The following is a 13,284-nucleotide window of genomic DNA, read 5'->3' on the forward strand; positions in this document are numbered from 1 at the left end:
ACGTCGCCCACAATCTTTCGGCGGCGCGAATTCCGAATGCGACACCGGCGAACGCGCGCGAGTCAACCGATCCGAAATGAACGATAGCGAGACGATGCGCGAATTCCCGGGATATTCGGGTAATTCGAAACCGAACGGTGATTACTCGCCGGCGAGAATGCCGAGCACCTGCTCGGAGTAGAAGAACGGCTCTAGCCGCTCCCGGATCAGCCCGGCCAGCACGCCGTTGCGCTTGGCCGCCTCGATGACGGCGGGACCGTAGCGCAGGATCTCGGTGCTGATGTCCTCGGCGGTCAGGCCGAGTTCGGGCAGCATGGCCGAGAGCGTGTGCTTGCCGTACTTGGCGTAGAACACCTCGACGCACTCGCGCACGAGCATCCCGAAGTATTCCTTCTCCCTGGTCGTCACGGCGATCTCGTAGCAGATCTGGACCAGTTCGTTGAGGTCCTTCTGGGTCAGGTACTCACGCAGCCCTGCCACCGGCTCGTCGGCGTGCAGGTCCCAGAACTCCATGGCCGCCGAGTGCACCGGGGCGTCGCGCAGCATGTCGCGGATGGCGTTGTTGGTGCGCTTGAGCGCGAACAGCGCGCCCTTGCCCGCGAGGTCGCCGACAAAGGTGCTGTCGGCGACCTTCTTGGCACGGTTGGCGGCCGACTGACCCAGCGACATCAGCGAGGAGACACCGGGGATCTTCTCGGCGCGCTCGCGATTGGCCTGCATGAAGTCGCCGATCAGCTTGTCGACGAAGCGGGCCGCGACGGTGGCGACGAGCGGGCTCTCGGTGAGCCGGTCCAGGATGCGCTCCTGGGCCTGGTGCATGCCGAAGATCTTCTCCAGCAGCGCCTCCACCGGCTCCCGGTCGACGACGTCGCCGAGGGTGTATTCGGTGTTGGCGGCGATGTGGTCGTAGATCGCGTCGGAGAAGATGCCGACGGTGTCGGCGATGACCGGGCTGCCGCCGATGCGGTCGAAGACCGTGGCGACGGTCTCCGCACCCTGCTCGAGCGAGACGACGTCACCGAAGACGATGGTGTCGCCGACGGCGAGCACCGCGGCCACGTCGCGCGCGATCACCTCGGCGAACCGTTCGCCGGTCACCTCGGCGAGCAGGAACTCCACCTGCGCGTCGAGTAGTCGGTCGGCGATCTGGCGCGCCTGCGTCATCTGGGTCCACCCATCACGGTCGTTGCATCGGACGGGAGACCTTGCGGCTACTTGTCGTCGGCTCCGGAATCGTTGCGCTGCATCGATTTCCGGATCTGGTCCAGACGCTCGCGCGCGGCCTTCTCCCGCGCCTCCCATTGTTCGTCGGCACTGCGACCCGCGGGGGTCTGCCGGTCGAGCTCATCCCTACCCTGCGCGGTGCCGAAGCGCCGCTCGACCTTATCGCGAACCGCGTCGAAAGTCGGCACTCCGGAAGTGGAATAGCCGCCGGTCACAGTGGGTGCGGCCGTTCCGGACAGGCCATGCGGTACCGGCGGTACCGGCATGACGCCTCCGACCTGCTCGGATGCGACGGAGACCACATCGGCGTCCACGACCTCCGTGTCCAGAGTCACAGGCGAACCGGTGTCGGCATGACCGGCTTCGACCTGGGCGAGCACGGCGGCGACGGCACCGAGGCCGGGTCGTCCGGCGACGGCGGCCCGCAGCACCGACACCAGTTCGGCGTCCGGCAGCGCGGCCAGGTGGCCGAGGATCTCGCTCGTTTCGCTCATACCGCCAGGCTACGCAGACCGGGCCGACAGGCCCAGGAGATCAGCGCAGGAAGGTGTCGGTCCACTCGACGATGCGCCGCGGCCAGGCCGGCCCCAGCGCGTCGATGACGTCGTTGTGGCCTGCGCCGGGCACGACGACCAACTCCTTCGGCTCCCCGGCCGCGGCGAACAGGCGCTCGGCGTGGCGCAGCGGGAGCAGCTCGTCGCGGTCGCCGTGGAACATCAGCACCGGCACCCGGAGCCGGGCGATCCGGCGCAGGCTCGGGTAGGCGTTCGGGATCAGCGGTGCGGGCAGGAACGGATAGACCGACCGGGCCGCCGCGCGCATGCTGCTGAAGGTCGACATGAGCAGCATGCCCGCCGGCGGATACTCGGTGGCCAGCTCGAGCAGGACACCGCCGCCGAGCGACTTGCCCAGATACAGCACCCGCCGCGCGTCGACGCCGGGCTGGTCGAGCAGCGCGGTGCGCGCGGCTCGGGCATCGAGATAGGTGCCCTGCTCCCCCGGCCTGCCCGTGCTGTGGCCGAAACCGCGGTAGTCGAAGGCGAGCACGTCGAAACCGGCCTGGACCAGTAGCGCGATGATCGGCACCCGGTCGCCGACGGTGCCCGCGTTGCCGTGCGCGTAGAGGATGTGCCCGCGCGGGCGCTCGGCGCGCACGAACCAGCCGTGCAGGTCGACGCCGTCGGCGGTGCGCATCGTGAGGTCGCGGTAGTCGAGGCCGAAGGCGGCCGGGGTCTGGGCCACATGCTTGTCCGGGTGATAGACCAGCGCGTTCAGGACCCGGGTCGCGGGATGACGGATCACTTGCCGCGGCCCGCCTGGAAACCGAAGTCCCAGTGGTAGAGCCGGGCGATCTCGATGACACCGCCGCCCGGCCGGCCGGCCGGCGGCCGGACGAAGGTGCCCTCACGCCGGACCACCAGCTCACCGTCGACGTTCTCCAGGACGGCGAGCGCGGCGTCGCGGGAATTGTCGGTGCAGCCGTCGAGGGTCATCTCGATCGGGGCCGAGTTCACCGGATGCAGGGTGACGGTGGCGTGCACGCCACGGAAATCGCTCGCGCCGTCATAGATCGAGGCGAACACCAGAATGCGGCGGAAGGACTGGGTGTAGTCCAGGTTGATCGACAGGTTCTCGCCGGTGACGCCGGCGCCGGTGCGGTCGTCTCGGTCGAGGTGGACGAACGGCGGCTCGTACAGCGCGCCGAAGCGGCGATCCAGCGCCCGCACCGACCCGATCGCGCCGTTGACCAGCTCGAAGAAGCAGCACAGGTCGAGGTCGATGTTCTTGCCACGCAGTTTGCCGAACAAGCGGCCGGACGCCGCCATCGAGGTCCAGTTGAGATTCACCCGCATGACGCCCCCGGTGGCGCCGTGCTTGGTGAGCGAGACCGAGGGGGCGTCCTTGGTGAGCGAAACCTTGGCCGGGTTCACCGGGGGTTGGGCGGGCGGGGCCGCATTCTGGCCCTGCTGCGGCGGGGTCGGCGAGGAAGGCTGCGGCTGGTGCGGCTGACCCGCGAGGTTTGACTGTGGCTGATTCGGCTGTCCGACAGGCCCATACGGCTGCGGATAGCTAGATTGCCCACCGGGCGGAGTGGGTGGCGGCGCGTACGGCTGCGGCTGGATCTGCTCGGACGGAGCAGACGGCTGTGCCGGTGGCGGGTAGGACTGCTGCCGGCCTGGAATGGCCGCCGCAGGGGGCGGCGTGTACGCCTGCTGGTTCGGGTGCGGGGCCGAGGATTGAGTCGGCGGCGGTGGGTAGGAGTGTGGCGATTGCGGTGCCGGCGCGAATTGTGGTGCGGGCGAGGTGTGCTGGTGCGGCTGCGACGGTGGCGTGATGAGTTGCGACGGGGTGGCGGGTGCGTCGTCGACGGAGATCCCGAAGTCGGTGGCCAGGCCGGCGAGCCCGGAGTCGTAGCCCTGACCGACCGCGCGGAACTTCCACGCGCCCTGGCGGCGATACAGCTCGCCGAGGACGAGGGCGGTCTCGGTGGTGGCGCCGGTGCTGTCGAAGCGGGCGACCTCGGCGCCGGTGGCCGCGTCGAGCACCCGGATGTAGAGGCCGTGGAACTGGGCGAAAGTGCCCCCGTCGGCGGAGGCGGCGAGCACGATCGTCTCGATCTGCGGCTCCACCCGGACCAGATCCACCGACAACGTGTCGACGACGATCTGACCGTGCCGCTTTCCCTCGTGGCGGACCGTGCCCGAGGGGTGCACGGACTGGTTGTAGAAGACGAAGTCGTCATCGGAGCGCACCTTCGCGCCGGCCAGCAGCAGCGCGGACGCGTCGGCGTCGGGCACCCCCGCGCCTGATTGCCACCCCAGCTCGACTCGGACCGCGGCAGCAGGCACCGCGACATTGGCGCCTTTCATCATCGACACAGGTGCCAACCTATCCCGCCCGCGCACCGAGCCCAAGCCACGTCGCCCGTCGACATCGACCAGCTCACGCCCGCCGACATCGACCGAGTCACCTCGGTGAAGGCAGCCCGCCTCGCCGACGGAGCAGTCGGCACGATCGAGACGATGCTGCGGGCCGGAGCCCCGGCTGTACCGACCGCGATCGCTCTCGACGTGCCGTCGGCTGGATCGATCACGCCTTCGAAAGCTCGGCGGCGCGTTCGCCACCTTCCCGAGCACGCTCCTGGTGACGCCCCGGCGCCGATAGACGCGGCGGCACGATCGAGACGATGTTCGCCAGGGATGACCGGGGGCGTAGCTGGATCGCGCACGGCGTGCTGTCGGCCGAGAGGGTCGCCTGCGCCTTCGGCACACTGGGCGACACGGCGGCTCGACCGCTCGACGTCCCAGCTGCGAGAGTCCCCCTGCAGCTCAGCAGCTCGACCGCCAGACGGTCCAACGACTCAACGACTCTGCGGCCCAACGGCCCAACGGCTCAGCGGCTCAGCGGCTCAGCGGCTCAGCGGCTCAGCGGCTCAGCGGCTCAGCGGCTCAGCGGCTCAGCGGCTCAGCGGCGAGGATGCGTGGCGGGTGATGATCGGGGCGCAGTTCATGAACGTGGCACTGCATCCGAGGCAGGTCGATCACGCTGTGGAGCAACGGTATTCAGCACAGGGAAGAACAGTCGATCCCGGTGACCGGGTCGCGAGTCCTGGTGGGCGGTGCGCCGATCGGGAACCGGTGGATGGGCAGCGGCCCGGTTCTAGCGTCTCGCGGATGAGTAATTCACTTGTTTCGCGGAAGCGGAAGTCGCTGTTGTCGTTGGTGTCCGTCCCGCTGCTGGCTGTGGGGTTGGTGGCGGCGGGGTTGGCGGGCCCCGCCCAGGCCTTCCCCGGCACGGGCGGTCCCACCCGGATCGATCTGCAGGGCGCCGCCAATGTCCGGGACCTGGGCGGCTACGTCACCTACGACGGAGCGAAGGTCAAGTCGGGCAAGCTTGTTCGGGCCGACGCGCTCGCCAAGCTGACCGATGCCGACCTGCAGAAGCTGGCGGCGCTGAAGCTCCAGAAGGTGATCGACTTGCGGACCCCGGCCGAGGTGCAGTCGATGGGCGCGGACAAGCTGCCCGCGGGGGTTGCGCTGGTGGCGCGCCCGATCGACGACGGCGGCATGTTCGTGAAGATGTACCAGGCCATCTCGTCGAAAGATCCGGTGCAGCAGCAGAACATGCTGGGCGACGGCAAAGCCGAGCAGATCATGCAGAACGTGTACCTCAACTTCTTCACCCCCGACGCGCTGGGAAAGTTCGGCCAGTCGGTTCGGGATCTCGCGGACACCGCGAACGCCACCCTGTACCACTGCACCGCCGGGAAGGACCGGACGGGATGGCTGTCCTACGTGACGCTGCGGGCCGTCGGCGTGCCGGAGTCGGTGGCGCGACAGGACTACTTGCTGTCGAACCAGTATCGGGCGGCGGCCGATGCCGCCCTGCGGGCTCAGCTGCAGCAGGCGGGCATCATGCAGAACCCGGACCTGTTGATTCCCCTGCAGGAGGTGCGCGACGCCTATCTCGACGTGGCGCTACAGCAGATCGACGAGAAGTTCGGCGACTTCGGCAAATACCTCACCGACGGACTCGGGCTCGACGGCTGGACCCTGATGAAACTGCGCAAGAACCTGGTCTCCTGACCGCGGGTACGACGAAGGCCGCCCGGCACCATGCCGGGCGGCCTTCGGTCGGTAAATCAGCCGCGCAGTTCGGCGCCGACCGCGGTGCCCGCCGCGGCGACGGCGGCATCGCGCGCGGCGCTGGCCTCGTCCTCGGTGAGGGTGCGGTCGGTCGCGCGGAAGCGCAGCGCGTAGGTGAGGGACTTGCGGCCCGCACCGGCCTGGGCGCCCTCGTAGACGTCGAACAGCGCGATGTCCTCGAGCAGGTCGCCACCGCCGGTGCGCAGCGCCGATTCGACGCTCGCGGCGGGCACGGCCTTGTCGACGCTGATCGACACGTCCTGCAGGACGGCGGGGAACGCCGACACCGTGGGCGCCGGACGGGCCTCGGTCAGCGGCAGCGCGTCGAGGTCGAGCTCCAGCGCGCAGGTGCGCGGCGGCAGGCCGGCGCGCTCGAGCACGGCCGGGTGCAGCTCACCCGCGTGACCCACCACGACGCCGTCGACGACCAGTTCCGCGCAGCGGCCCGGATGCCACGGCAGGTGCACCGCGGCCCGGCGCTCGACGGTGACACCGGCGGCGTCGGCGACGGCGTCGACCAGGGCGAAGGTGTCGGCGGCCTCGGCCTGGCGACCGGGCCCCCAGGGTCCGCGCGGGTCCCGCTTGCCGCTGAGCACCGCGGCCACGTGCACCGGCTGCGCGGGCAGCGACGCGTTGAGCTCGGCGATCTGCTCGTCGGTGGGACGACGATCCACCGGCAGCGCCTGGACCGCGTGGGTCTCGGCGCCGGGCAGCACGACCTGGGCGATGCCGTAGATCGTGAGGTCACGGGCGCCGCGGGAGATGTTGCGGGCGGCCACTTCCAGCAGACCGGGCAGCAGCGTGGTCGCCAGCTCGGGACGCTCGGTGTCGAGCGGGTTCAGCACCCGGGTGGTGTGCCTGCGCGGATCGTCGGCGTCCAGACCCCACACGTCGAACACTCCGGCGGGCAGGAACACCGGCGCGGGCACCTCGACGCCACCGGCGAAGGCCAGGGCCCGGCTCACGGCCCGGCGGCGCTTCTGCGCGGCGGTCAGGCCGCGACCGGCGGGCGCGGACGGCAGCACCGACGGGATCTGCTCGAGACCCTCCAGGCGCAGCACCTCCTCGACCAGGTCGGCGGGCTGGGCCAGGTCGGGCCGCCAGCTCGGCGGCGTCACCAGCAGCTGGGTCTTGCCCGCGTCGTTGACCTCGATCTCGACCCCGGCGCCGATCTGGGCGAGCCTGCGCACGGCGGTACCCGCCGGGTAGGTGACGCCGGCGACGCGGTCGGGCAGGTCGATGTCCATCGCGATCGGCGCGACCGGCGCCAGCGGCACCCGGATGTCGGTGAGCGTGGATTCGATGGTGCCGCCGGTGATCTCGGCCAGCAGCGTCGCCGCCCGGTCGAGCGCGACGATATTGATCTCCGGATCGACGACGCGCTCGTAGCGCTTGCCCGCCTCCGAGACCAGCTTGTGCCTGCGCGCCGTGCGGTACACCCGCAGCGGGTTCCAGGTCGCCGCCTCGAGCACCACGTCGGTGGTCTCCGGGCCGACCTCGGTGCTCGCGCCGCCCATCACCCCGGCCAGCGAGACGACACCGGAATCGTCGGCGATCACCACGTCCTCGGCGTCGAGGGTGCGCTCGGTGTCGTCGAGGGTGCGCAGGGTCTCGCCGGTGTTGGCCGAGCGAACGACCAAGCCGCCGTGGAGTTTCGCCGCGTCGAACGCGTGCAGCGGCTGGCCCAGCTCGAGCATCACGTAGTTGGTGACGTCGACGGCGGGCGAGATCGGGCGCATGCCGGACAGCATCAGCCTGCGCTGCAGCCACAGCGGGCTCACCGCGTTCGGATCGATCCCGGTGACCCGCCGCGCGCCGAAGCGGGTGCACTCGGCGTCGGCCTCGAGCCGCACCGGCCACGCCACCGCGTCGCCGTCGGGCAGGGTCCGCACGGCGGGGTCGGCGTATTCGAGGTCGAAGCCGCAGGCCAGTTCGCGGGCCAGGCCGCGCACCGAGAAGCAATAGCCGCGGTCGGGGGTGATGTTGAGTTCGATGATCGTGTCGTCGGTGCCCAGCAGCACGTTCGCGTCGTCACCGGGCTGCGCCGAGCCGGGCTCGAGCACCAGGATGCCGTCGTGATCCTTGCCGATGCCGAGTTCGGCGACCGAGCAGATCATGCCGTTGGAGGTATGCCCGTAGGTCTTGCGCGACGAGATCTTGAACCCGCCGGGCAGCTCGCCACCGGGCAGCACGACCACCACGAGGTCGCCGACCGCGAAATTGCGGGCGCCGCAGACGATCTCCTGCAGCTCGGGGTTGCCGACATCGACCTTGCAGAAGCGGATCGGCTTCTTGAACTCGGTCAGTTCGGTGATCTCGGCGACCCGGCCGACGACCAGCGGCTTGTCGATGTCACCACCGATCGGCTCGAGCTTGTCGACCTCCTCGACCTCCAGGCCGACGCGGACGAAACCGGCATCGAGCTCTTCGGCGGACACCGACCATTCCGGGGTGGTGCGCTGCAGGATCTCGGTCAGCCAGGACTGCGCTACTCGCACGTGACTTTTCGCTCTCTCTCAGGACCGGATACCGAAGGGCAGGGTGAACCGCACGTCACCCTCGACGATGTCGCGCATGTCGGGGATGCCGTTGCGGAACTGCAGCGTGCGCTCCATACCCATGCCGAACGCGAACCCGGAATACACCTCGGGATCGATGCCGCTGGCGATCAGGACCTTCGGGTTGACCATGCCGCAGCCACCCCACTCGACCCAGCCCGCGCCGCCCTTCTTGTCCGGGAACCAGACGTCGACCTCGGCCGAGGGCTCGGTGAACGGGAAGTAGTTGGGGCGCATCCGGGTTCGGGTGTCGGGGCCGAACAGGGCGCGCGCGAACGCGTCCAGCGTGCCGCGCAGGTGGGCCATGGTCAGGCCCTTGTCGATGGCCAGTCCCTCCACCTGGGAGAACACCGGGGTGTGGGTGGCGTCGAGCTCGTCGGTGCGGAAGGTACGGCCCGGGCACACGACGTAGATCGGCAGCTCGCGTTCCAGCATCGAGCGCACCTGCACCGGGGAGGTGTGCGTGCGCAGCACCTGGCGCGAACCCTCCGGGGCGATGTGGAAGGTGTCCTGCATGGTGCGCGCCGGGTGGTCGGGCAGGAAGTTCAGCGCGTCGAAGTTGAAGTGCTCGGTCTCGACCTCGGGCCCCTCGGCGACCTCCCAGCCCATGCCGACGAAGACGTCGGCGATCTGCTCGGAGATGACGGTGATGGGGTGGCGGGCGCCGACCGGCTGACGGCGCGCGGGCAGGGTGACGTCGATCTTCTCGGCCACCAGCACGGCCTGATCGCGCTCTTCCAGCAGCGCGGCGCGGCGGGCCTCGAACGCGTCGGACACGCGCTTGCGGGCGACGTTGACCCGCTTGCCCGCGTCGGCCTTCTCCTCCTTGGGCAGCGTGCCCAGCCCGCGCTGAGCCAGCGCGATCGGCGACTTGCCGCCGATGTACTCGGTCTTGGCGACCGCCAGCGCATCCAGATCAGCCGCAGCGGCGAACGCCTTCTCGGCCTCCGCTGCCGCTGCCGCGAGTGCCTCCTCGGTCAGCAAGGCGTTCTGCTCGACTCCACTGTTGTCGTCGGCCACGATCGTTCGACTCTCCCCTGGGGATCGGTTCACGGGTGCGTCATTGCCTACCCGTATCGGTGCTGCATAAATCCTATGGGATCGGCTTCCCGCGATTCATCCGGATTACCGGCGGTGCGGTGGCGACCGTGCCAGCGCCCGCCGGAAGGTCCCGATCCGGACCGACAAGTCCAGGTCAGGCCGGTCTTCCCGACACGCGGACCACGATCGGCGCCACCCCCGAATTCGTGGGAACCGAAACGCCGTGAGTTCCGTCCAACCGTTCAAACACATCAGCGTGTTCGACTCGAGAACAGGACGACTCGATGCCGGAACAGACTTGCGATTCGACGCCGCCCCCCGGCCCTCGTACCCGCCGCACGGCCCCGGGTAGCGGCCTGGCCCTGTGCGGCCTTGGCATCCGGGGCCCTCGCCACCGTCCCTTCCCTCGCTCGGCGAGCCCCTGCTCGCATCGACCGGTCGAGCCACGGAAGACCGAGCCTGACCAGGACACCCCCCGACCGGAGGACATCAATTGACGCCACGATGCGCAGTCAGCGCGACCCTCGGGGTCGTCGCCGACGAGGTCGGTGCTTGTCGTAGAGCGGCAGGCAGGCAGGCGTCGAGTGACATCGAAAACGGCGCCGACAGTGCGATGGGGGCACCGAAATCACCTTCGACCGGATCCGGGTATGCGCCGGAATGCATCGTGGGAAGGGTCATGCGGTCGCTCCATTCGTGGAGACTGCCGTGCTCACCGATAGCGCGACCGGAGAGACGGACGAGGCGTCATCGTCTACGACGATCCACAACAGGTCGTGGCCGTGCCGGCCGGGTCGGCCGCCGCCGCTCAGCCGTGACCAGGCGGAAACGGCGATGGTCCGCGGACCGAGCGGCCCGCGGACGATCGCCTCCGGGATCAGGCCGCCGGTGCGGTGTGCCGGGGCAGGAAGGCCGCGATGACGGCGGCGACGGCGACCAGGCCCGCGCCGACCCAGACGGCGGGCACGAGACCGTCGACATAGGACTGGGGGTCGGTGTAGGCGCCGTAGGAGGCGAAGACCGAGGCCAGGACGGCGATGCCCATGGCGACGCCGACTTCGCGCACGGTGCTGTTGATGCCGGAGGCCATGCCCTGATCGTCCGGGGCGGCGCTGTCCATCACGATCGTGGAGGACGGGGCGAAGGTGAGGCCCATGCCGATGCCACCGAGGACGAAGGGCGCCACAAAATTGACGTAGGGCAGGTCGACGGTGATGATCAGCGCCATCCACGCCAGCGAGATCGCCAGGCAGACCTGCCCGGCGGCGATGAGCAGCCGCGGTCCGACCCGGTCGATCACCAGACCGGCCAGCGGCGCGACGACCATCGGCACCATCGTCCACGGCATGGTGCGCACGCCCGATTCCAGCGGCGAGTAGCCCTGGACCACCTGAAAGTACTGCGCCAGCAGGAAGATCGCGCCGAACACGCCTGCCGAGAACGCGAACGAGATCAGGTAGCTCAGACTCAGACCACGGGCGGCGAACATGTGCAGCGGGAGCATCGGGTCGGCGGTCCGGTTCTCCCAGACCACGAAGGCGGCCAGCAGCGCGCCGCCACCGATCAGGGCGGCGAGCACGGCCGGTGCGGTCCAGCCGTCGTCGGCGCCGTGGATGACGCCCCACACCAGCGCCAGCACACCGCCGGCCGAGAGCACCAGGCCGAGGAGATCGAGTTTGCGGGCGGCACCGAAGGATTCGCCGAGCATGCGGGCCGCGAACGGCAGCGCCAGCAGGCCGACCGGGACGTTCAGCCAGAAGATCCACTGCCAGTTCAGCCCGTCGACGACCGCGCCGCCGACCACCGGACCGACCGCGATACCGAGCCCGGCGATACCACCCCAGATGCCGATCGCGGCGCTGCGCATCCGCTCGGGCACCGCCGCGGCGAGCAGCGTCAGCGACAGCGGCATCACCGCAGCGCCACCCGCGCCCTGCACGGCACGTGCCGCGATGAGCATCCACGGTTCGGTAGCCATGGCGCACGCCGCCGAGGCGACGACGAACAGGGCGATACCGGCCAGGAAGACCCGGCGCCGCCCGATCCGATCGCCGAGCGCCGAGGCCGTCAGCAGCAGCGAGGCGAACGAGAGCGTGTAGGCGTTGACGAACCATTGCAGGTCCGAAAGCGACGCTCCCAGTTCGGCTTTGATCACCGGCAGTGCGTTCGTCACGACGAGGTTGTCCAGCGTGACCATGAACATCGGCACGGCGACCGCGGCGATGACCGCGCCGAGCGGCTTGGCCTTCGCGACTGTCTCGCGCGGCGTCTCGGCGGTCGAGGTACCACCTGGATCGAGTGTCTGCGTCATCTCCGAGCCCTTTGGTTGTTATTCACTGATAACTAGCAATCATCGTTATGCATCGGCTGATAACATGTCAAGTGAAAGGGGGCTGACCAGGAGGTGGACTACCGGATGGACGGCACGACCAGAACGCGCATGACCGCGTCGCAGCGCAGTGCCCAGGTGCTCGCGGCCGCCGTCCAAGCGTTTGCCGAATCTGGTTATGCCGCAACGAAAACCGATGAGATCGCCCGGCTGGCCGGAGTGTCCCAACCCTATGTGATCCGGCTGTTCGGCACCAAGCAGCAGCTGTTCGTCGCGGTCCTGCACGAGGTGTGCGCCCGCATCGAGCAGGTCTTCCGCAGCGCCGAGATCGAGCCCGGCGCCGACACCGCCGCGGCCCTGCAGGCACTCGGCAAGGCCTACGAGGTCTTCCTGGCGGAGCGCGAGCTCCCGCTCAACCTGTTGCACGGCGCCGCCGCGAGCGCCGATCCGGCGATCGGCGACCACATGCGGGAACGCTTCGGCCGGATCTACCGACTGGTCGGCGAGCTCACCGGCGCGGATACGACGGAATCACGCCGCTTCGTCGCCAGCGGCATGCTGCTGACGATCATGACGGCCATGCAGGTGGCGGGCGCGGCGGCGATCCCGCTCCCCTGGGCCACCGAAATCCTCGACGACCTGCGCAACAGCGTCGATCCGCACTGCTGAGGCGGCGCTAGCGCGCGTGCTGGACGCGCGCGCTCGCGTAGAGGCAGATCGCCGCGGCGGCAGCGAGATTCAGGCTTTCGGCACGGCCGTGGATGGGGATCCGGATGCGATGGTCGGCCCGCGCCGCGACGGCGGGGTCGAGTCCGTGGGCCTCGTTACCGAACAGCCAGGCGACCGGGCCCGCCAGGATCTCGTCGGCGGAATCGAGGTCGACCTCGCCGTTCGCGGCGGTGGCCAGGATGGTCACGCCCGCCGCGGAGAGGGCGTCCAGGGTCGCGCCGACATCGCGGCTGCGCGCGATCGGCACGTGGAACAGGCTGCCCGCGCTGGCGCGGACACACTTGCCGTTGTGCGGGTCGACGGTCTCGCCCGCCAGCACCACACCGTCGGCGCCGACCGCGTCGGCGACCCGGATCAGGGTGCCCGCATTGCCGGGTTCGGCGATCTCGACCGGCACGGCGAGCATCCGCGGCCCGCGCTCGAGGATGTCGGGCAGCGGCACGTCGACCAGCTCGCACACGGCGACCAGGCCGGGCGCGGTGACGGTCTCGCCGAGATGCTCGGCGGCGCGATCGCTGACCAGGGTGGTGCGCACGCCGTCGGCGGCGGCACCGGCGATCAGCGCGGTCTCGCGACTCGCGGCCGCGACCGAATAGAACAGTTCACGGACGCGGCCGGTCTCCAGCGCGGCGGTCACGGCATTGGCGCCCTCGGCCAGGAACTGGCCGGACTTGCGGCGCTGCGCGGCGCGCTGGAGCTTGACAGCCGAAACGACCCGCGGATTGCGCTCGGAGAGCGCGTCCACGGGTCGTTCCGA

General features: G+C 69.8%; 10 protein-coding genes. 2 read left to right on the plus strand and 8 right to left on the minus strand.

The window, feature by feature from the left end; all coding sequences use genetic code 11:
• Positions 1 to 141: 141 nt before the first annotated feature.
• Genes ACIO52_RS28795 through ACIO52_RS28810 form a run of 4 tightly spaced genes read right to left on the minus strand, consistent with a single transcriptional unit; the run spans position 142 to position 4,097 of the window.
• A complete protein-coding gene (locus tag ACIO52_RS28795; RefSeq protein WP_218716552.1) occupies positions 142 to 1,164 on the minus strand; it encodes a hypothetical protein in 1,023 nt (340 codons plus the stop codon).
• A 47-nt stretch (positions 1,165 to 1,211) separates the two neighbouring features.
• The gene (locus ACIO52_RS28800) at positions 1,212 to 1,718 is read right to left on the minus strand and encodes a hypothetical protein (RefSeq protein WP_402648237.1); all 507 of its coding nucleotides are present in this window, start codon (positions 1,716 to 1,718) and stop codon (positions 1,212 to 1,214) included.
• Between the two features lie 40 nt (positions 1,719 to 1,758).
• On the minus strand, positions 1,759 to 2,526 hold the full coding sequence (locus tag ACIO52_RS28805) for an alpha/beta hydrolase (protein ID WP_316574095.1): 768 nt from the start codon (positions 2,524 to 2,526) through the stop codon (positions 1,759 to 1,761).
• On the minus strand, positions 2,523 to 4,097 hold the full coding sequence (locus ACIO52_RS28810; protein ID WP_402648327.1) for a TerD family protein: 1,575 nt from the start codon (positions 4,095 to 4,097) through the stop codon (positions 2,523 to 2,525). Before ACIO52_RS28810 ends, ACIO52_RS28805 begins: the two co-directional genes overlap by 4 nt.
• A gap of 801 nt (positions 4,098 to 4,898) precedes the next feature.
• Here ACIO52_RS28810 and ACIO52_RS28815 point away from each other — a divergent pair.
• Positions 4,899 to 5,810: a tyrosine-protein phosphatase gene (locus tag ACIO52_RS28815; protein ID WP_402648241.1), complete on the plus strand. Its 912-nt coding sequence runs from the start codon at positions 4,899 to 4,901 to the stop codon at positions 5,808 to 5,810.
• Between the two features lie 56 nt (positions 5,811 to 5,866).
• On the opposite strand, the gene pheT is transcribed toward ACIO52_RS28815, so the two are convergent.
• From pheT to ACIO52_RS28830, 3 genes are all read right to left on the minus strand, one after another.
• Positions 5,867 to 8,368 (minus strand): phenylalanine--tRNA ligase subunit beta, encoded by a 2,502-nt coding sequence (gene pheT / locus ACIO52_RS28820; RefSeq protein WP_402648243.1) that lies wholly within the window; start codon positions 8,366 to 8,368, stop codon positions 5,867 to 5,869.
• A gap of 18 nt (positions 8,369 to 8,386) precedes the next feature.
• On the minus strand, positions 8,387 to 9,448 hold the full coding sequence (pheS, locus tag ACIO52_RS28825; RefSeq protein WP_218716549.1) for a phenylalanine--tRNA ligase subunit alpha: 1,062 nt from the start codon (positions 9,446 to 9,448) through the stop codon (positions 8,387 to 8,389).
• A gap of 898 nt (positions 9,449 to 10,346) precedes the next feature.
• A complete protein-coding gene (locus ACIO52_RS28830; RefSeq protein WP_255586940.1) occupies positions 10,347 to 11,780 on the minus strand; it encodes an MFS transporter in 1,434 nt (477 codons plus the stop codon).
• 129 nt (positions 11,781 to 11,909) lie between these two features.
• Here ACIO52_RS28830 and ACIO52_RS28835 point away from each other — a divergent pair, with 129 nt between their 5' ends.
• On the plus strand, positions 11,910 to 12,467 hold the full coding sequence (locus tag ACIO52_RS28835) for a TetR/AcrR family transcriptional regulator (RefSeq protein ID WP_255586939.1): 558 nt from the start codon (positions 11,910 to 11,912) through the stop codon (positions 12,465 to 12,467).
• A 7-nt stretch (positions 12,468 to 12,474) separates the two neighbouring features.
• Here the strand turns inward: ACIO52_RS28835 and ACIO52_RS28840 are convergent, their stop codons facing one another.
• Entirely contained in the window at positions 12,475 to 13,272 is a 798-nt protein-coding gene (locus ACIO52_RS28840; RefSeq protein ID WP_316574092.1) for an RNA methyltransferase, read from the minus strand.
• Positions 13,273 to 13,284: the final 12 nt, after the last annotated feature.

Origin of the sequence: Nocardia sp. NPDC087230, assembly GCF_044744725.1 — a bacterium.
In the GTDB taxonomy this organism is placed as follows: Bacteria; Actinomycetota; Actinomycetes; order Mycobacteriales; family Mycobacteriaceae; genus Nocardia; species Nocardia canadensis.

Bases quoted from the DNA above. Each gene is read 5' to 3' on its own strand.
- ACIO52_RS28810 (WP_402648327.1), bottom strand. From the start codon at position 4,097: ATGATGAAAGGCGCCAATGTCGCGGTGCCTGCTGCCGCGGTCCGAGTC.
- ACIO52_RS28830 (WP_255586940.1), bottom strand. From the start codon at position 11,780: ATGACGCAGACACTCGATCCAGGTGGTACCTCGACCGCCGAGACGCCG.
- ACIO52_RS28835 (WP_255586939.1), top strand. From the start codon at position 11,910: ATGACCGCGTCGCAGCGCAGTGCCCAGGTGCTCGCGGCCGCCGTCCAA.
- ACIO52_RS28795 (WP_218716552.1), bottom strand. From the start codon at position 1,164: ATGACGCAGGCGCGCCAGATCGCCGACCGACTACTCGACGCGCAGGTG.
- ACIO52_RS28815 (WP_402648241.1), top strand. From the start codon at position 4,899: ATGAGTAATTCACTTGTTTCGCGGAAGCGGAAGTCGCTGTTGTCGTTG.
- ACIO52_RS28800 (WP_402648237.1), bottom strand. From the start codon at position 1,718: ATGAGCGAAACGAGCGAGATCCTCGGCCACCTGGCCGCGCTGCCGGAC.